The 18761-nt window shown below is 68.3% G+C and carries 19 protein-coding genes; 9 read left to right on the forward strand and 10 right to left on the reverse strand.

What is annotated here, in order from left to right; all coding sequences use genetic code 11:
- Positions 1 to 92: 92 nt before the first annotated feature.
- On the forward strand, positions 93 to 437 hold the full coding sequence (locus NMI01S_RS21860; protein ID WP_030513184.1) for an ArsR/SmtB family transcription factor: 345 nt from the start codon (positions 93 to 95) through the stop codon (positions 435 to 437).
- A gap of 1 nt (position 438) precedes the next feature.
- On the opposite strand, the gene NMI01S_RS21865 is transcribed toward NMI01S_RS21860, so the two are convergent.
- The 4 genes from NMI01S_RS21865 to NMI01S_RS21880 form a co-directional block, all read right to left on the reverse strand.
- Positions 439 to 1755, reverse strand: coding sequence for a M16 family metallopeptidase (locus tag NMI01S_RS21865; RefSeq protein ID WP_063000897.1), 1317 nt, complete (start codon positions 1753 to 1755; stop codon positions 439 to 441).
- Positions 1756 to 1936: 181 nt separating this feature from the next.
- Positions 1937 to 4222 (reverse strand): polyribonucleotide nucleotidyltransferase, encoded by a 2286-nt coding sequence (locus NMI01S_RS21870; protein ID WP_063000094.1) that lies wholly within the window; start codon positions 4220 to 4222, stop codon positions 1937 to 1939.
- A gap of 404 nt (positions 4223 to 4626) precedes the next feature.
- A complete protein-coding gene (gene rpsO, locus NMI01S_RS21875) occupies positions 4627 to 4896 on the reverse strand; it encodes a 30S ribosomal protein S15 (RefSeq protein WP_036503331.1) in 270 nt (89 codons plus the stop codon).
- Between the two features lie 171 nt (positions 4897 to 5067).
- The gene (locus tag NMI01S_RS21880; RefSeq protein ID WP_063000096.1) at positions 5068 to 6051 is read right to left on the reverse strand and encodes a bifunctional riboflavin kinase/FAD synthetase; all 984 of its coding nucleotides are present in this window, start codon (positions 6049 to 6051) and stop codon (positions 5068 to 5070) included.
- 236 nt (positions 6052 to 6287) lie between these two features.
- Between NMI01S_RS21880 and NMI01S_RS21885 the strand changes: the two genes are divergently transcribed.
- Positions 6288 to 6950: a metal-dependent transcriptional regulator gene (locus NMI01S_RS21885; RefSeq protein ID WP_051042822.1), complete on the forward strand. Its 663-nt coding sequence runs from the start codon at positions 6288 to 6290 to the stop codon at positions 6948 to 6950.
- 66 nt (positions 6951 to 7016) lie between these two features.
- On the opposite strand, the gene NMI01S_RS21890 is transcribed toward NMI01S_RS21885, so the two are convergent.
- The gene (locus NMI01S_RS21890) at positions 7017 to 8078 is read right to left on the reverse strand and encodes a tartrate dehydrogenase (protein WP_063000098.1); all 1062 of its coding nucleotides are present in this window, start codon (positions 8076 to 8078) and stop codon (positions 7017 to 7019) included.
- Positions 8078 to 9553 carry an NAD-dependent succinate-semialdehyde dehydrogenase gene (locus tag NMI01S_RS21895; RefSeq protein ID WP_063000100.1) on the reverse strand — a complete coding sequence of 492 codons (1476 nt, stop codon included), beginning with the start codon at positions 9551 to 9553 and terminating at the stop codon, positions 8078 to 8080. The genes NMI01S_RS21890 and NMI01S_RS21895 overlap by 1 nt, the downstream gene beginning before the upstream one ends.
- A gap of 149 nt (positions 9554 to 9702) precedes the next feature.
- On the opposite strand from NMI01S_RS21895, the gene NMI01S_RS21900 reads away from it, so the two are divergent.
- From NMI01S_RS21900 to NMI01S_RS21915, 4 genes are read left to right on the forward strand one after another with little or no spacing between them, the layout of a single operon-like run.
- On the forward strand, positions 9703 to 10944 hold the full coding sequence (locus NMI01S_RS21900; RefSeq protein WP_063000102.1) for an aspartate aminotransferase family protein: 1242 nt from the start codon (positions 9703 to 9705) through the stop codon (positions 10942 to 10944).
- Positions 10945 to 10980: 36 nt separating this feature from the next.
- Positions 10981 to 11496, forward strand: a complete 516-nt coding sequence (locus tag NMI01S_RS21905) for a DUF3830 family protein (protein ID WP_063000103.1) — start codon at positions 10981 to 10983, stop codon at positions 11494 to 11496.
- Between the two features lie 29 nt (positions 11497 to 11525).
- Entirely contained in the window at positions 11526 to 12119 is a 594-nt protein-coding gene (locus NMI01S_RS21910; protein ID WP_063000105.1) for a hypothetical protein, read from the forward strand.
- On the forward strand, positions 12106 to 12471 hold the full coding sequence (locus NMI01S_RS21915; protein WP_157126307.1) for a hypothetical protein: 366 nt from the start codon (positions 12106 to 12108) through the stop codon (positions 12469 to 12471). Before NMI01S_RS21910 ends, NMI01S_RS21915 begins: the two co-directional genes overlap by 14 nt.
- Before the next feature lie 49 nt (positions 12472 to 12520).
- Here the strand turns inward: NMI01S_RS21915 and NMI01S_RS21920 are convergent, their stop codons facing one another.
- Positions 12521 to 13912: an amidase gene (locus NMI01S_RS21920; protein WP_245716972.1), complete on the reverse strand. Its 1392-nt coding sequence runs from the start codon at positions 13910 to 13912 to the stop codon at positions 12521 to 12523.
- 11 nt (positions 13913 to 13923) lie between these two features.
- Positions 13924 to 14889: a D-2-hydroxyacid dehydrogenase gene (locus NMI01S_RS21925; protein ID WP_063000109.1), complete on the reverse strand. Its 966-nt coding sequence runs from the start codon at positions 14887 to 14889 to the stop codon at positions 13924 to 13926.
- 85 nt (positions 14890 to 14974) lie between these two features.
- On the opposite strand from NMI01S_RS21925, the gene NMI01S_RS21930 reads away from it, so the two are divergent.
- The 3 genes from NMI01S_RS21930 to NMI01S_RS21940 are packed head-to-tail and all read left to right on the forward strand — an operon-like array spanning position 14975 to position 17131.
- Positions 14975 to 15715: a maleate cis-trans isomerase family protein gene (locus tag NMI01S_RS21930; RefSeq protein ID WP_039779557.1), complete on the forward strand. Its 741-nt coding sequence runs from the start codon at positions 14975 to 14977 to the stop codon at positions 15713 to 15715.
- Positions 15716 to 15723: 8 nt separating this feature from the next.
- Positions 15724 to 16470 carry a maleate cis-trans isomerase family protein gene (locus NMI01S_RS21935; RefSeq protein ID WP_245716973.1) on the forward strand — a complete coding sequence of 249 codons (747 nt, stop codon included), beginning with the start codon at positions 15724 to 15726 and terminating at the stop codon, positions 16468 to 16470.
- Positions 16457 to 17131 (forward strand): GntR family transcriptional regulator, encoded by a 675-nt coding sequence (locus tag NMI01S_RS21940; RefSeq protein WP_063000110.1) that lies wholly within the window; start codon positions 16457 to 16459, stop codon positions 17129 to 17131. The genes NMI01S_RS21935 and NMI01S_RS21940 overlap by 14 nt, the downstream gene beginning before the upstream one ends.
- Positions 17132 to 17139: 8 nt before the next feature.
- Here the strand turns inward: NMI01S_RS21940 and truB are convergent, their stop codons facing one another.
- Both truB and npt read right to left on the reverse strand, forming a co-directional pair.
- Positions 17140 to 18063, reverse strand: a complete 924-nt coding sequence (gene truB, locus NMI01S_RS21945; RefSeq protein WP_063000112.1) for a tRNA pseudouridine(55) synthase TruB — start codon at positions 18061 to 18063, stop codon at positions 17140 to 17142.
- Positions 18063 to 18701, reverse strand: coding sequence for a 4'-phosphopantetheinyl transferase Npt (npt, locus tag NMI01S_RS21950; RefSeq protein ID WP_281186736.1), 639 nt, complete (start codon positions 18699 to 18701; stop codon positions 18063 to 18065). Before npt ends, truB begins: the two co-directional genes overlap by 1 nt.
- Between the last annotated feature and the right edge of the window lie 60 nt (positions 18702 to 18761).

Raw genomic sequence — 18761 nt, forward strand, 5'->3', positions numbered from 1 at the left:
TCTCTCCATCAGGTAAGTTTGATTGCGATCGAACTCAACCACCGTAGCGATGGTTTGATTCCCATCAAACTGAATTTCCCGTGAGAAAGATCATGAGCGATAGCAACAAGACCGTGGAATCTCATCCGGTCGCCACCGTGCAGGAGGTGCTCGGTGCCCTGCACGACCCGGTCCGGCTCGAGATGGTGCGCAGGCTCAGCAATGCCGGCGGCCCGGTGCGCTGCGGCATGCTCTACGACACCATCAACAAATCGACCGCGACCCACCACCTGAAGATCCTGCGCGAGGCCGGGGTCACCGAACGCATCGTCGCCGACGGCCAGACCTATGCCCGGCTGCGCTCCGAGGAGGTCGAGCACGCCCTGCCCGGACTGCTCGCGGCGGTGGTGGGCGCCGCCAATCGCGCGGGCGACTCCGGCGCCGCACCGCGCGACTGACTCAGTCCACCAATCGCTTCACCGCACCGGGCAGATCGCGCGCCCGCCGATACGGCCCCGCCACCGAGGCCGCGTACGGCCGCGCCAGCAGGGTGCGGGCGATCGCTGAGACCTCAGCGGTGGTGACGGCGTCGATGCGCGCCAGCGTCTCCGAGACGCTGCGGTGATTGCCGTAGCTGAGTTCGCTGCGGCCGATGCGGTTCATCCGAGAGCCGGAATCCTCGAGGCCCAGCACCAGCCCACCACGCAACGAGCCCTTGGCCCTTGCACATTCGGCGTCGGTGATCCCGTTCGCGGCCACCTCGTCGAGCACCTCGCACGCCAACGTCGTCACCTCGGCCAGGTTTTCCGGCTGACATCCCAGATAGACCGAGAACGCGCCGGTGTCGGCGAAGGTGTCGACACTGGAGTACACCGAATACGCCAGGCCGCGCTCCTCCCGAATCTTCTGGAAGAGACGGGAACTGAGCCCGCCGCCGAGCACGGTGTTCAGCACCGACAGCGGCCAGCGCTTATGCCCTTCGTGCCGGCCGAACGCGCGCACCCCGAACACCAGATGCGCCTGTTCGCTGTCGCGGTAGGTCCACTGCAGCTGCGGTGACGTGCGCGGGCGGAAGTGGCCCTCCCGGCGCGGCGCCGGTTCCCGCAACGGATCGAGCCGGTCGGCGAACGCACGCTGCACCAACTCCACGGTGTGTTCGTGCTCGATATTGCCGGCCACCGCCACCACCATCCGGTCCGGACGATAGCGCCGCAGGTGGAACCCGCGCAGCTGCGCGGCCGTCATCTGCTCGATCGAATCGACGGTGCCGATCACCGGCCGCCCGATCGGATGATCGCCGAACAGCGCGGTCAGGAACGAGTCGCCGACCAGGTCCTCCGGATCGTCGTCGCGCATCGAGATCTCCTCGAGCACCACCTGACGTTCCACGTCGACGTCGACCGGACGGCACAGGCCGTTCAGCACCACATCGGAGACGACGTCGACCGCGAGCGGCAGATCGTCGTCCAGGACGTGCGCGTAGTAGCAGGTCTGCTCCTTGGCGGTGAACGCGTTGAGTTCTCCGCCGACCGCGTCCACGGCCTCGGCGATGTCCAGCGCCGTCCGAGTAGGGGTCGCCTTGAACAGCAGGTGCTCCAGGAAATGCGCGGCGCCGGCCACGGTGGGGCCCTCGTCGCGCGAACCCACACCCACCCAGACGCCGATCGATGCCGATCGCACGCCGGGCACATGTTCGGTGACCACCCGTAATCCGCCGGGCAGTACCGTACGCCGCACCCCCGTGTCGGAGAACGAACCGTCCTCGGCGAGCACCAGCGAAGAGCCCCCCTGCTCGAGCGCGAGCAAGGGGGCGTCGGCGCTGGGGGGCTTCGCCGGAGTCCTCGCGCGCGAGGCTTGCTTCGTCTTCGGCGCGCGAGCTGTGCTGCCCGGCGCGCGCGTCGAAACCGAGGGCTTCGCGGCGCGCGCCGAGGACTTCTTCTTCGTCACATCCAACTATTTACTCGGCCGCGGCCTCGGCTGCAGCCGGAGCCTCGTCGGCGGCGGGGGCGGATGCCTCTGCGGTGTCTTCTTCGGCGACCGGGACCAGCGAGATCTTGCCGCGGTTGTCGATATCGGCGATCTCGACGCGGATCTTGTCGCCGACGTTCACCACGTCCTCGACCTTGCCGACCCGCTTGCCGTTGCCCAGCTTCGAGATGTGCACCAGACCGTCGCGGCCCGGCAGCAGCGACACGAACGCGCCGAAGGCGGTGGTCTTGACGACCGTGCCCAGGAAGCGCTCGCCGACCTTCGGCAGCTGCGGGTTGGCGATGGCGTTGATCGCGTCGATCGCGGCCTGCGCCGACGGGCCGTCGGTCGCGCCGACGAACACCGTGCCGTCGTCCTCGATGGAGATGTTGGCGCCGGTGTCCTCGGTGATCTGGTTGATGACCTTGCCCTTGGGCCCGATCACCTCGCCGATCTTGTCGACCGGGATCTTGATCGCGGTGACGCGCGGCGCGTAGGGGCTCATCTCGTCCGGGGTGGCGATGGCCTCGGCCATCACGTCCAGGATGGTCAGGCGCGCGTCGCGAGCCTGGTTCAGCGCACCCGCCAGCACCTTCGACGGAATGCCGTCGAGCTTGGTGTCCAGCTGCAGCGCGGTGACGAAGTCGCGGGTACCGGCGACCTTGAAGTCCATATCGCCGAAGGCGTCCTCGGCGCCGAGGATGTCGGTCAGCGCGACATAGCGGGTTTCCGACTCACCGTTGTCGCCGGCGACCTCGTCGGACACCAGACCCATGGCGATACCGGCGACCGGCGACTTCAGCGGCACACCCGCGTTCAGCAGCGACAGCGTGGAGGCACACACCGAACCCATCGAGGTGGATCCGTTGGAGCCCAGCGCTTCCGACACCTGACGGATGGCGTAGGGGAACTCCTCCTGGCTCGGCAGCACCGGCACCAGCGCCCGCTCGGCGAGCGCGCCGTGGCCGATCTCGCGCCGCTTGGGCGAGCCGACGCGGCCGGTCTCACCGGTGGAGAACGGCGGGAAGTTGTAGTGGTGCATATAGCGCTTGCTGGTTTCCGGCCCGAGCGAGTCGACCTGCTGGGCCATCTTCACCATGTCGAGGGTGGTGACGCCCAGGATCTGGGTCTCACCGCGCTCGAACAGCGCCGAACCGTGCGCCCGCGGCACCACGGCGACCTCGGCGGACAGCGCCCGGATGTCGGCCAGGCCACGCCCGTCGATACGGAAGCCGTCGGACAGGATGCGCTGGCGCACAAGCTTCTTGGTGACCGAGCGGAACGCCGCGCCGATCTCTTTCTCGCGGCCCTCGAAGTCCTCGGCCAGCGCCGAGAGCACCTCGAGCTTGATCTCGTCGATGCGCTCGTCGCGCTCCTGCTTGCCGGCGATCGAGAGCGCCTGGCCCAGCGGGGTCTTCGCGGTGCCCTCGACGGCGGTGTAGACGTCGTCGGCGTACGGCGGGAAGAGCGGGAACTCCTCGGTGGGCTTGGCGGCGAGCGCGGCCAGGTCGGCCTGCGCCTTGCACAGCCGGGCGATGAACGGCTTGGCGGCCTCGAGGCCTTCGGCCACAACGGTTTCCGTCGGCGCCTGGGCGCCGCCCTCGACCAGGGCGATCACCTTGTCGGTGGCCTCGGCCTCGACCATCATGATCGCGACATCGCCGGATTCGACGACGCGCCCGGCCACGACCATGTCGAAGACCGCGTTCTCGAGCTGCTCGACGGTCGGGAAGGCGACCCACTGGCCGTCGATGAGCGCGACCCGCACGCCGCCGACCGGGCCGGAGAACGGCAGGCCGGAGATCTGGGTCGACGCCGAGGCAGCGTTGATGGCGACCACGTCGTAGAGATCGTTGGGGTCCAGGCTCATCACCGTGACCACGACCTGGATCTCGTTGCGCAGGCCGTCTACGAACGACGGGCGCAGCGGACGGTCGATCAGGCGGCAGGTCAGGATCGCGTCGGTGGAGGGGCGGCCCTCGCGACGGAAGAACGAGCCGGGGATACGACCCGCGGCGTACATGCGCTCCTCGACGTCGACCGTCAGCGGGAAGAAGTCGAACTGGTCCTTGGGGTGCTTACCGGCCGTGGTCGCCGACAGCAGCATGGTTTCGTCATCCAGGTAGGCGACGACGGAGCCGGCGGCCTGCTTGGCCAGACGCCCGGTCTCGAACCGGACGGTGCGGGTGCCGTAGCTCCCGTTGTCGATCAGGGCCACCGATTCGAACACACCGGGTTCGACCTCGATGGCGGAGCTCGTCTGGGATTCGGTCATATTTCTGTCTCAACCTCTCGTCTCGCCGGATCGAACGCCCTCGCGGCGCGATCCGGCTGGGTGTCCCTGCGCTGTTAATCCCTGCCCGAAGGCAGCGGCTTCCCTGCACAGGGGCAGCCGTACCCGGGTTCGGGCGCGCGACAGCCCTCCTGGCTGTGGCGCGACACCCGGCCGATCCCCCATGGAACCGGCGACGCGGAGGCGGTCATCGATCGAAGCCCGCCGGCAACTCTCGCCGAAAGGCCACTACCGAAGACCGACGCCACGCGTGCGGGTGCATACGGCTGGTGCGGTGCCGATATACGACTAGCCGACGGGGAGATTCTATGCCTCCCCATCGGCTGCGCGTTAACTACCTGTGATTGTCAGCGCGTCTGTCTCGCGTCCGTGCGGGCGCGAACAGATCAACGCCGCAGTCCGAGCCGCTCGATCAGCGAACGGTAGCGCTCGATGTCCTTGTCCTGCAGGTACTTCGACAGCCGCCGGCGGCGACCGATCAGGCCCAGCAGGCCGTGGCGGGTGTGGTGATCGTGCTTGTGCACCTTCAGGTGCTCGGTCAGATCGGAGATCCGCTTGGACAGCAGCGCGATCTGGGCCTCCGGCGAACCGGTGTCCTTCTCGTGCAGGCCGTACTCCTTGAGGATGGCCGACTTCTGCTCGGTGGTCAGAGCCACGAAACACTCCTTGATTCTCAGTCCGCGCTCGAGGAAACCGGGAAATCCCGGGCGGGCGCCACCGCGGACCGCAGCAGACCCGACGAGCCAGCCTACCGGATCGGCGCGGCCGGACCGAATCGGGCCGACCCGGACCTCGATCCGGCCGGCCCGTCCATGCAGCGGATTCGCTCAGCGCTGGGCTTCGCTCGCCTCGGCGGCGGCGAGCACCTGCCGCGTCTGCTCGACGTCCTCGCCCATGGCCCGGACCAGATCGTCGATCGAGTCGAAGCGGCGCATACCGCGCAGATGCTGGACGAAATCCACCGCCACATGCTGGCCGTACAGATCCGCCTCGGTATCGAGGACGAAGGCCTCGACGGTGCGGGTGCGGCCGGAGAAGGTCGGATTGGTGCCCACCGAGATCGCAGCCATGGCCCGCTTGCCCGGATGCGTGACGCCGACCGTCTCACCGGCGGCCAGCACGGTGAACCACCCCGCGTACACACCGTCGGCCGGGATCGCCGCATGCATCGGCGGAGCCACGTTGGCGGTCGGGAAACCGAGTTCGCGACCGCGACCGTCGCCGTGGACCACGACACCCTCGACCCGGTGCGGACGGCCGAGCGCATCGGCCGCCGCGGCCATGTCACCCGCGTCGACACAGGCGCGGATGTAGGTGGAGGAGAAGGTGACCGCGTGTTCGCCGACCAGCCTCACACCGTCGACCTCGAACCCGAACCGGCCGCCCAGCTCACGCATGGTCTCCACGGTCCCGGCAGCCTTCTTGCCGAAAGTGAAGTTGTCGCCCACCACGACCTCGGCGACGTGCAACTTCTCGACCAGCAGGTCGTGCACATAGCGGCCCGGGGTGAGTTTCATGAAGTCCTGGGTGAACGGCATCACCAGGAACACATCGATACCGAGTTCCTCGACCAGTTCCGCGCGCCGGGTCAGCGTGGTGAGCTGCGCCGGATGCGATCCGGGACGCACCACTTCCATCGGATGCGGGTCGAAGGTCATGAGAACCGAGGGAACACCGCGCACCGCAGCGGATTTCACCGCACGGCTGATCAATTGGGCGTGACCGCGGTGCACACCGTCGAACACGCCGATGGTGAGCACACACCGGCCCCAGTCCGGTGGCATTTCCTCGAGACTTCGCCATCTCTGCACACACCGAAGCCTACGCAAGCACGGTCACGAACCGGGATTCGGCGGGGCGGTTGTTCACCCGACCGTCACCCGCCCGCGGCGGCCTGCGGGGTTACGCAGGCTGCCTCCTCCGGCCGCGTCGCTCCCCCCGCTAAGCTCGATACGTGCCCGGAAAACGTGATGTCGCCACCCGGCGTGAGCTGGCAGATTCCGCTGCGTCACAACCCGATGGGGGTGCGGCCGGGCGCGCGGCGAATGTGGCTCCCTCGCTGTCGTCGGTCGCCCAGGATTATCTGAAGGTGATCTGGAGTGCGCAGGAGTGGTCGCAGGAGAAGGTGTCGACCAAACTGCTGGCCGAGCGGATCGGCGTGTCGGCATCGACGGTGTCGGAAGCGGTGCGCAAACTCGCCGATCAAGGCCTGGTCGAACACGCCCGCTACGGCGCCATCACCCTGACCGACAACGGCCGGCGGGCCGCCGTCGCCATGGTGCGCCGCCACCGGCTGATCGAAACGTTCCTGGTCAGCGAGCTCGGCTACGGCTGGGACGAGGTGCACGACGAGGCCGAGGTGCTCGAGCACGCGGTGTCGGAGACGCTGGTCGAACGCATCGACGCCAAACTCGGCCATCCCGACCGCGATCCGCACGGCGACCCGATTCCCTCCGTCGACGGCGCGGTCCCCACTCCGCCCGCCCATCAGCTCAGCGACTTCCAGGCCGGACAGTCCGGCCGGGTGGCGCGCATCTCCGATTTCGATCCCGCCATGCTGCGGTATTTCGATTCCGTCGGCATCGCACTGGATACCGTGATCACCGTGGTGGAGCGGCGCGATTTCGCGGGCACCATCGCCGTGCGGATCGGCGAGCAGACCATCGACCTGGGAAGCCCTGCGGCAGAAGCGATCTGGCTGACATCCTGACCGGCCGGCGACACGCGCCGGCCGCCGCGGCGCCCAGGACGGAATGGCCCTCGCGTATCGCCGCCCCTAGCGCGTGACGAGCGCCGCGGCCCGCTCGGCCACCGCGGTGCCCAGGTCGGCCGTCGTCGCCGTACCGCCCAGATCCGGTGTGAGGACCTCCCCCGCGGCCAGCACATCGCAGACCGCGCGGTCGACGGCCGCGGCCGCCGCGGATTCGCCCAGGTGGCCGAGCATCATCGCGCCGGCGAGGATCTGCGCCACCGGATCGGCGATACCCATTCCCGCGATATCGGGCGCGCTGCCGTGCACCGCCTCGAACATCGAGGGCGCGTCGCGCTCGGGATTGATGTTCCCCGACGGAGCCAGTCCGAGCCCTCCGGTCACGGCGGCGGCGAGATCGGAGAGGATGTCGCCGAACAGATTCGAACCGACGATCACGTCGAGCCGATCCGGGTGCAGCACGATCTCGGCGGCCAGCGCGTCGACGTGCATCTGCCGCGTCTCGACGTCCGGATACTCGGCGGCGATCCGCTCGAACACGCTGTCCCAGTACGGCATCGAATGAATGAGCCCGTTGGATTTGGTGGCCGAACACAGTCTGCGGTCGCGGCGGCGCGCCTGTTCGAAGGCGTACCGGATGATGCGTTCACATCCGGTACGGGTGAATATCGATTCCTGAACCACGAATTCGTCGGGACGCCCGGGATTGTGCATTCCTCCGATCGCGGAATACTCGCCCTCGGAATTCTCCCGCACGATGAGAATGTCGAGATCGTCCGCGCCGCGCCCGCGCAACGCGGATTCGGTGCCGGGCAGCAACCGGACCGGGCGCAGATTCACGTACTGCCCGAAGGCACGGCGCAGCGGGATCAGCAGGCCCCACAGCGAAATATGGTCGGCGACACCGGGAAAGCCCACGGCGCCGAGCAGAATCGCGTCGAAATCGGCCAGCTGCTGCGGACCGTCGTCGGGCATCATGGCGCCGGTGCGCAGATATTGCTCACAGGACCAATCGAATTCGGTCCAGGCGATGCCGGGCAGCACCGCGTCGAGAACCTTGACCGCCTCGGCCGTGACGTCCACGCCGATACCGTCGCCGGGAATGGTGGCAATGCGATACATCGGCATCACAGTGCCACACCGATGTATTTGGTCTCCAGGAATTCGTCGATGCCGCCGAAGCCGCCCTCGCGTCCGAGACCCGATTCCTTCACCCCGCCGAACGGCGCCGCGGGATTCGATACCACGCCCTGATTGAGTCCGACCATTCCGGTGTCGAGCGCCTCGCTCACCCGCAATCCGCGCCGCAGATTCTCCGTGAACACGTACGCCACCAGTCCGTACGGGGTGTCGTCGGCGCGTTCGATCACCTCGTCCTCGGTGTCGAAGACCGCCAAACCCGCCACGGGACCGAAGATTTCGGTGCCGAACATCGCGGCGTCGTCCGGCACGCCGGTCAGCACCGTGGGCGGATAGAAGTATCCGGGCCCCTCGGCGGCGGTTCCGCCGAGCAGAACGGTGGCGCCGCGCCGGCGCGCGTCGGCGACCAGTTCCGACACCTTCGCCACCGCGGCGGCGTCGATCAGCGGTCCGACCACCACGCCCGGGTCGGCACCGCGTCCCATCGGCAGGGCCGCCATCCGCTCGGTGAAGCGGCGGGTGAACTCCTCGGCGACGCCGCGCTGCAGATAGATCCGGTTCGCCGCGGTGCACGCCTGACCGATGTTGCGCATCTTCGCCGCGAGCGCCCCCTCGACCGCGGTGTCGAGATCGGCGTCGTCGAACACGATCAGGGGGGCGTTGCCGCCCAATTCCATCGAGGTGCGCATGACCGATGTCGCGCACTGTTCCAGCAGGATCTTGCCGACCGCGGTCGATCCGGTGAACGACAGCTTGCGCGAGCGCGGGTCGGCGATCATCGCGCCGGTCACCGTCGCCGGATCGGAGGTGGTCACGACATTGACCACCCCGTCGGGGACGCCTGCGGCGGCGAGTATTTCCGCGATCGCGAGAGTGCACAGCGGCGTCTGCTCGGCGGGTTTGACCACACAGGTGCAGCCCGCGGCCAGCGCCGGGCCGATCTTGCGGGTCGCCATAGCCATCGGGAAATTCCACGGGGTGATCAGGATGCTGGGCCCGACCGGACGCCGCGTCACCACGAAGCGGGACCCACCGGCCGGCGCCGGCATGTATCCGCCGTCCAGCCGCACCGCCTCCTCGGCGAACCAGCGGAAGAACTCCGCCGCGTACGCGACCTCGCCACGCGCCTCGGCCAGCGGCTTGCCCATCTCGGCGGTGGCGATGCGGGCGAGCCGCTCGGTGTCGTCGAGCATCGTCCGGTGGGCGCGCATCAGGATCTCGGACCGGGTTCGGGCGGGCACATCCGCCCAGGCGGCCTGCGCCGCCGCGGCGGCGGCCAGCGCGGCGACGCCGTCCTCGGGCGTGGCGTCGGCGACAGCGGTCAGCTTCTGCCCGGTGGCCGGATCCTCGACCAGCAGCCGCGCGGTGGTCTCGTGCCATCGGCCGCCGATGAACAGGCCGGTCGGCACGCTGTCGATCGCGGCGATCGTCGCCTCGTCCGATTCCGTCACGGTGTGCGTCATCGCTCGCCCCTCAGCTCGGAACAGCATCTCGGATCAGCGCTGTCATTGCCGTCACCATCGCGGTCATGTTATACACATTGTCAACAATCCGACAATAAGAATTCGGCCGTCGCAGGCCGGATTTCCCCGTCGCCGGGAGGCGGATCACCATGACTGCACTTTCCCCCGTTCTCCGGCAGGCCACGCCGGTCACCGTCGACCACGGCGAGGGCTGCTACCTGTACGGCACCGACGGGCGCCGGTATCTCGACTTCACCGCCGGGATCGGCGTCACCAGCACCGGGCACTGTCATCCGCGGGTGGTGGAGGCCGCGCGCGAACAGATCGGCAGCCTCATCCACGGTCAGTACACGACGGTCATGCACCGGCCGCTGCTCCGACTGACGGAACGACTCGCCGATGTGCTTCCCGCGCATCTGAATTCGGTGTTCTTCGCCAATTCCGGAAGCGAAGCGGTGGAGGCGGCGTTGCGGCTGGCACGGCAGGCCACCGGCCGGCCGAACGTGGTGGTCTTCCACGGCGGCTTCCACGGCCGCACGGTCGCCGCCGCGACCATGACCACCTCCGGAACCCGGTTCTCGGCCGGCTTCAGCCCGCTCATGGGCGGGGTGCACGTGGCGCCGTTCCCCACCGCCTACCGCTACGGCTGGTCGGAGGAGGAAGCCACCGACTTCGCGCTGCGCGAACTCGACTACATCCTGACCACGCTGACCGCGCCCGCCGAAACCGCGGCGTTCGTCGTCGAGCCGGTGCTCGGCGAGGGCGGCTACATCCCGGGCAACACCCGGTTCTTCCAGGGCCTGCGCGAACGCGCCGACCGGCACGGCATCCTGCTGATCTTCGACGAGATCCAGACCGGCTTCGGGCGCACCGGAAAGTTCTTCGGACATCAGCATTTCGATGTGCGGGCCGACGTCATCACCATCGCCAAGGGGTTGGCGAGCGGATTTCCGCTGTCCGGAATCGCCGCACCCCAGGAACTGATGGCCCGGGCCTGGCCCGGGTCCCAGGGCGGCACCTACGGTGGCAATGCCGTGGCGTGCGCGGCCGCGGTCGCCACGATCGACGTCATCGAATCGGAAGGGCTGGTGGACAACGCCGCCGCCCGCGGCACGCAACTGCTGGCCGGAGCACGGGCCGGGGCCACCAAGGCGATCGGCGACGTGCGCGGGCTGGGACTGCTCGTAGGATGCGAATTCACCACGGCCACAGGAGAACCCGACACGGCGACGGCGACGGCCGCGCAGCAGCTGGCGGCTCGGCGCGGCCTGCTTCTGCTGACCTGCGGCGCCTACAGCAATGTCGTGCGGATGATCCCGCCGCTGATCGTGACCGCCGAACAGGTCGACGAGGCACTGGCGCTGTGGAACGGAGTCCTCGACGAGCTGTAGCGCCACACCGGCATCCGATCGGAACAGGAGAACCCGATGGCCCGTTACCTCACCATCACCCTCACCAAGGCCGGCGTGCGCTGCCGGGCGCGACTGCTGGACGAGCAGGCGCCCCGCACCTGCGCGGCGGTCTGGGAGGCCCTGCCCCAGGAGGGCGACGCGTTCCACGCCAAATACGCGCGCAACGAGGTGTACACCCTGGTACCGCGCATCACCGCGGCACCGCATCGTGAAAACCCCACGGTCACACCGATTCCCGGCGACGTCTGCCTGTTCGATTTCGAACCGTGGGAGATCGGCAATCCGGCCTACGGCTACGAACCCGGTTCGGCCGCGCACGCCGAGCAGGGCGCCACCGATCTGGCCCTGTTCTACGACCGCAACAACCTGCTGATCAACGGTGATATGGGCTGGGTGCCCGGGAACGTCTTCGCGACCATCGACGAGGGCCTGCCCGAACTGGCCGCGGCATGCAACGCACTGTGGCTGCGCGGCGTCGAGGGCGAAACCCTGTCCTTCGCACGGTCTCTCGACACAGGCCAAGTCATCTGATCCGAACCGCCACGCCGGCAACCGATTTCGTGACCGGCCCGGAAATTCGATTGGCGGACCTCGCCGACAGTCGTACTCTGATCCGTGTAGTCACCGCAGGGGGCGGTGACGACATGGATCGGCACCGATCGGTGCTCGATGGAGGGGTACGCAAGTTGAAGATTCGTGTATTCGTCATGGCCGCGGCCGCACTGGCCGCCCCGATGGTGCTGTCCGCACCCGACCCGGTGGCCCACGCCTCGTCGCCCTGGGGCGCCTGCGGGATCAGGACGGACGAGTCGAAGGTGGTCAGTACCTACGGCGATTGGAAACTGTTGTGCGGGAACAAGAATTACGGTTACCGCCATATCCAGGATAGGCACCAGGCCGAGTGGGAGGGGCTTGCGGATATCGAAGGCCGCAACTGGCGCGACATAGCCGATATGGCCATCGCCAAGGCACACGACGCCCCGGACTGGCATGGCCCGCAAGGCTCCGGCAAGTACTGTTACACCGGCCAGATCTATCTGGTCAACCATGTCACCGGAGCGATCGTGAAGACGGTCCAGCCCACCGTGATCGTGGCGGAGAACGGGCAGGTGGTCACCGCTTTTCCTGGAGGAGCATGCCGTGGACAAGTCTGAACCGAGTGCTGACGACCTCGTGGAGTCGGTGATTCGTGCCGGTGCGGAAGCCGGGTATCGGGTCGACCGGGATGAGGCGGGGCGATTGCGAATCACGGCGGTCCGCGAGGCGCCGATCGACCCGGCCTTGGTATTCAGGGTGACCGACGGGGAGTTGCGCGATTACTACACCCGGTTGTCGGCGGAATCGGGTGGACCGTTGGGAGCCCGAACTCCGTGGGAGGCATGGATGCTCCTGATGTCGACTCATCTCGACGAGGCCGTCTACGAGGCAGGACGGTTGGACGGTCCTGGCGTGATCGTGATCGGTGACACGGGTTTCCGGGCGGTGTCTCGGTCGACCACCGACTAGGAGCACAGCACGGCACCAGCGCTTGCGACGAAGCCCGCTCGCCCCAGATTCAGGCCAGGACCAGTTCGGCGAAGCGGGCCAGCGCCAGGACGAAATCGTCGGAGTGGCGCGGCCCGACGATCTGCAGTCCCACCGGCATCCCCGCCGCGGTCGTGCCCGCCGGAATGCTGATCGCCGGTTGCTGAGTGAGGTTGAACGGATAGGTGAACGGCGTCCATTGCGGCCAGCTGTCCATCGAACTGCCCGGCGGCACATCGTATCCGGCCTCGAAGGCGGTGATCGGCATCGTCGGAGTGATCAGCACGTCGTAGACGGTGTGGAAGGCGCCCATGGCGATTCCGATCTCGGCGGCCACCGCACGGGCGTTCAGATAGTCGACCGCGCCGAGCGCCAGACCACGATCCCACATGGCCCCCAGTCCGGGATCGACGCGGTCGCGCGAACCCGGCGGGAAGGTCGACAGCAGGGTCGCCGCACCGGCCGCCCACATCCGTTCGAACGCCTCCCGCGGATCGGCGAAGCCCGGATCCGCCTCCACCACCCGCAAGCCGGCCTCGTCCAGTTTTCGCACGGCCGCAGCGACGACCGCCGCGACCTCCGGATCCACCTGGGCGAAGCCGAGATTCGCCGAATAGCCGACCGTCGCTCCGCGCACCTCGCGCTGTAGTTCACCCCGGAACGTCGTCAGCGGCGGTGCCCCCGCGGTCGGATCCCGCGGATCGGGCAGCGACAGGATGTCCATCAACAGCGCCACATCCTCCACCGATCGGGCGATGGGCCCCGCATGTGCCAGCGGTCCGAACGGACTGGCCGGATACAGCGGGATGCGGCCGTGGGTGGGCTTGAAACCTACGACACCGCAGAACGACGCGGGAATCCGCACACTGCCGCCACCGTCGGTGCCTATCGACACCGGCCCCATCCCGGCCGCGACCGCCACCGCCGAACCGCCGGACGAACCGCCGGACGTGGTAGCCGGATCCACCGGGTTGCGGGTGATGCCGGTGAGCGCGCTGTCGGTTGTCGCCTTCCAGGCGAGTTCCGGCGTGGTGGTCTTGCCCAGGAAGACGAGCCCGTCCTCGCGCAGCCGCGCGGTCGCGGGGCTGTCGACCGGCCACGGCGCGTCCGGCCGGATGGAGGTCGAGCCGCGCAGGGTGGGCCATCCCTGAGTGAGGAAGACGTCCTTGATCGAGATCGGCACGCCGTCGAGCAGTCCCTGCGCATGTCCGTTGTGCCAGCGGGCCTCGGATTCCTTGGCCTGGATCAACGCTCGCTCGGGATCGACCAGGCAGTACGCGTTGAGGGCGGCGTCGCGCGCGGCGATCGCGTCCAGCGCCGCCTGCGTGGCCTCGACGGGAGACAACGCCCCGGTCGAATAGGCGGAGGCCAACTCGGCCGCGGTCATCGCCGCGGGGTCGGTCCCGGTTCCGGGGTGGGCCATCGTGACTCCCTTCAACTGGGCACGTAACCCAGCTTCTTGTCGACCACATTCTGTAAGGGCTGACCGGTGATCCAGCGCTGGAAGTTGTCGGTGAACGCGGCGACGATCTCCGATCGCCAGCCGATGAAGTCGCCGCTGTTGTGCGGGGTGACAACCACATTCGGCAGATCCCACAGCGGATGACCGGCCGGCAGCGGTTCCGGATCGACCACGTCCAGCGCCGCACCGGCGAGAGCGCCACCGCGCAGCGCGGCGACCAGATCGTCGGTGACGACCGACTCCCCCCGGCCCACATTGATGAAACGCGCATGCGGTTTCATCGCCGCGAACGCACTCGCGTCGAACAGACGCCGGGTCTGCGGCGTCAGCGGCGCCACGCAGATCACGTAGTCGGCGCCCGGTAGTTCGGCGCGCAGATCGGTTGCGACGGTACCGAAGTCGGGATCGTCGGTGCGGTCGGTGCGGCCCAGCCCGCGGACCCGCATACCGGCGGCCCGCAGCAGGCGTGCGATGGCGCGCCCGATGGAGCCGGTGCCGACCACCAGCGCCGCGGCTCCGGCGACGCGCTCGGATTCGCGATGGTGCCATTGGTGGCGCTGCTGCAGACGCAGCGATTCGGGCAGATCCTTGGCGAACGCGAGGATCTGTGCCAGCACGTATTCCGCGATGGGCTGATCGAACAGACCGCGGGTGTTGGTCACCAGCACATCGCTGTCGATCAGTTCGTCGAACATCACGGCATCGACCCCGGTGCCTCCGACGTGAACCCAGCGCAACCGATCGGCGCGATGCCAGGCACCGGGCAGGGCGGTGCTCTGAAAGTCGTAGACGAACAGCGCCTCCGCGCCGGGCAGCGCGCCCGCGAGGTCCGCACCGTCGGCGAAGCGAACGGTGGCCTGCTGCGACACCGGACGCAGATATGCCGCGTCGGGCTCGACGCCGTCGTGCAGGACGGTGACAACTGGGCCCGCGTTCATATTGACAGGCTAAAAACCCATCGTATGCTTGTCAACAATCCGATTGTGTGCGGAGGTTCGTCGCCCGAACGCGAGAGGGGCCCTCGTGGAACTGAACTTTCCCGAGTTGGACGGACCTGTCGCGCAACGAGGTATCGGGATCATCGCGCCGTTCGACCTGGCGCTGGAACGCGAACTGTGGCGGTGGGCGCCGCTGGAGGTCAGCCTGCATCTCGCCCGCACGCCGTACGAACCGGTGCCGGTCTCCCTCGAAATGGCCGAATTGGTTTCCGACGCAGCGCATCTCACCGCCGCCACCCGCAACGTCCTGCACGTCGAGCCCGAGGTCATCGCCTATCTGTGTACCTCGGGCAGTTTCATCAAGGGGCTGGCCTACGAGCGGTCGCTGCGCGACACCATCTGCCGGGCCGGCGCCCGGGACGCGATCACCACCTCCGGCGCGCTGATCGAGGCGGTACGCAAACTGCAGCTGTCCCGGTTGTCGGTCATCACGCCCTACGACGACATCCTCACCGGGAAACTGCACGAGTTCCTGCACGAAGCCGGCTGTGAGGTGCTGCGGTCGGACCACCTCGGACTGGGCGGCGGCATCTGGAAGGTCGGCTACCGCACCATCGCCGAACGCATCATGGCCGCCGACGATCCCGCCGCCCAGGCCATCTTCGTCAGCTGCACCAACCTCCCCACCTACGACCTGGTCGAGCCGCTGGAACGACTTCTCGGCAAGCCGGTCCTGACCGCCAATCAACTGACCATGTGGGCCTGCCTGGGACGGATGAAACTACCGATGATGGGTCCCGGCAAATGGCTGCAGAACGTTTTCTAGGAGGCGCTGTGCAACGGATACCGACCGTCGGGTTCATCTACCCCGACCACGCCGCCGAGGACGAATACCCCTGGGCCGCAGCACAACTCGGCGTGGATCTGCGAGTCGCGCACATCTACGGCACCGATCTGCACGCGGTGCCGGAGCTGCTCGACCTCGGCAGTCCGGAGAAGTTGCGCGAGGGTGCGCGACTGCTCGCGCCCTGCGCACCGCGGGCGGTGGTGTGGGCCTGCACCTCGGGCAGTTTCGTCTACGGCCCGCAGGGGGCGCGCGATCAGGTGGACCGGCTCGCCCGCGACTGCGGAGTTCCCGCGTCGAGTACCAGTTTCGCGTTCGTGGACGCGGTGCGCGCGATCGGCGTCCACGACGTCGCGGTATGCGCCAGCTATCCGGACGAGGTGGCCGCCCTGTTCGTGGACTTCCTCGCCGCGGCGGATATCCGGGTGGTCTCGATGTCGAGCGCCGGAATCGACACCGCCGCCGAAGTGGGCACCCTCACCCCGGAGCAGGTCCTGACGCTGGCGGCGGCGAACGATCATCCCGACGCCGAGGCGTTGCTCGTTCCCGATACCGCGATGCATACGATACAACTGCTTCCGGAGCTGGAATCAGCGCTCGGCAAGCCGGTACTCACCGCGAACCAGGTCACCGTCTGGCAGGGGTTGCGACTGGCGGATCTGCCCGCCGCCTCGCCGCCGTCCGGACCGGGGCTCGGAACGCTCTTCTCGGAAAGGCCGATTCATGTCGGTGATTGAGTTCGAACCCGTGAATCGGCAGTCCACGGCGGAAATGATCGCCGACCGGCTGCGTACGGCGATCATGCACGGCACGGTCGCGCCCGGTACCCAGCTGGTCGAGGCCGATCTCGCCACGCAATTCGACGTTTCCCGCGGACCGGTGCGCGAGGCCATGCAGCGACTGGTCTCGGAGGGGCTGCTGCACAGCGTCCGCCACCGCGGCATCTTCGTCATCGAACTGAGTCTCGACGACGTCGTGGACATCTACCGGGCCCGCACCGCGATCGAGGGCGGGGCGCTGGATCTGATCCTGGACGACCGCCGCGAGATCGCCTACGCGGCACTGGAAACCAGTGTCGCCGACATGCAGGACTGCGCCGCGCGGGGTGATGCCACCGGCGTCACCGAAGCCGACCACGCCTTCCACCAGGCCCTGGTGACCAGCGCCGACAGTCCCCGGCTGGTGCGCGCGGCACAGACCCTCCTGATCGAGACGCGCATGTGCCTGGGCGCGTTGCAGACCACCTACACCGACCTCGGCGAGCAGGTCCGTGAACACATCGCCCTCCGCGAGGCGATCGCCGCCGGCCCGCCGCACGAGGTTCGCGAATTGCTGGCCGGACATATGCGCGACGCCGTCGAACGACTCCGGCAGCAGGCCGGCGGCGGCGAGGAGTAGCCGCGGCCTCAGTCGATGAGCCCGCGCGGGCGCACCACGAAGACCGGCGAGGAGCGCTTCCCCTTCTCCTCCAGCAGGGCGATGGTCCGGCCGTCGGCGGTCGTGGCCGCGTGCACACCGCGCAGGCCGACCGGGTCCAGCCAGCGACCGTCGCGCAGCGATTCGGCCTGGCCGGCGTCGATCTCCCGATGCGGGAAGGCAAGGCGCACAGCGGCATCGACGTCGAGGTTCAGGCTCGGATCGTCGGCGAGCTGATCCAGGGTGCGGGCGTGTTCGAGCGTGAACGGGCCGACCCGGGTACGGCGCAACGCGGTCAGATGTCCCCCGACCCCCAGCGCGGTGCCGAGATCCCGGGCCAGGGCACGAATGTAGGTGCCCGAGGAACAGTCCACCTCGACGTCGAGATCGACGAATGTCGTTGCGCCGGTGTCGATATCGCGACGCCTCAGAATGTCGAACCGGGAGACCGTGACCGGCCGGGCGGCCAGTTCCACCTGCTCGCCGGCCCGGACGCGCGCGTACGCCCGTTCACCGTCGACCTTGATCGCGCTGACCGTCGAGGGCACCTGCTCGATATCGCCGGTGAGCGCGGCGACGGCGGCGGCGATATCGGCGTCGTCGACATGGGCGGCGGGGATGGTGGCCAGCACCTCCCCCTCGGCATCGTCGGTGACCGTGGCCTGGCCGAGACGAACGGTCGCGGCATAGGACTTGGTGGTCAGGCTCAGCAGGCCGAGTAGTTTGGTGGCGCGCTCGACGCCGAGCACCAGCACGCCGGTGGCCATCGGGTCGAGGGTGCCGGCGTGGCCGATCTTCCTGGTGTGCAGGATCTTCCGGCAGCGCGCGACCACGTCGTGGCTGGTCTGCCCGCCGTCCTTGTCGATGATGAGCAGGCCGCCGAGCGGATCGACGACCCTCTCGCGGTCGGCCATCAGCCGGCCACGATCGCGGTCAGGATCAGCCCGTCGGTGATCGTCCAGCGTCCGTCGAACGCGGTCAGCGGCGCACCGCCGTCGACGGTCTGCCCGGGAACCAGCAACGCACTGTGGAAGCCGCCGGCGGTACCGGTGTCGTCGACGGTGAAGGTGATGTGAGCGTCCTCGAAACCGAGCCAGCGCTGCGTGAGCGGGAACCACGCCTTGTAGGTGGCCTCCTTCGCGCAGAACAGCAGCCGGTCCATATGCAGTCCGGTGGCGGGGATCGCGCCCCGCAGCCAGTCCCGTTCGGCGGGCAGGCTCACCGAGTCCAGCACGCCCTCGGGCAGCGTGTCGTGCGGTTCCGCGTCGATGCCGACCGACCGCCAGCGCAGCCGATGCGCCAGCACCGCCGCCCGGTAACCGTCGCAGTGGGTGAGGCTGCCGACCACCCCGCGCGGGAACAGCGGCATCCCGCGCTCGCCCTTACCGATCGCCACCGGCGGCTCGCCGAGCTGGGCCAGCGCCAGCCGCGCACAGTGCCGGGCGCCGATGAAATCGCGCCGCCGCTTCTCGACGGACTGCGCGATCAGATGTTCCTCACCGGGATGCGGTTTCAGATCCTCCGGATACCGCAACAGCTCCGCCGCGGCCACTCCCGCGGGCAGAATGCTGCCGATGACGCGCGCCTGTTCCTCGATGACCGCCTCCTGAGT

This window comes from Nocardia mikamii NBRC 108933 (assembly GCF_001613505.1).
Lineage (GTDB): Bacteria > Actinomycetota > Actinomycetes > Mycobacteriales > Mycobacteriaceae > Nocardia > Nocardia mikamii.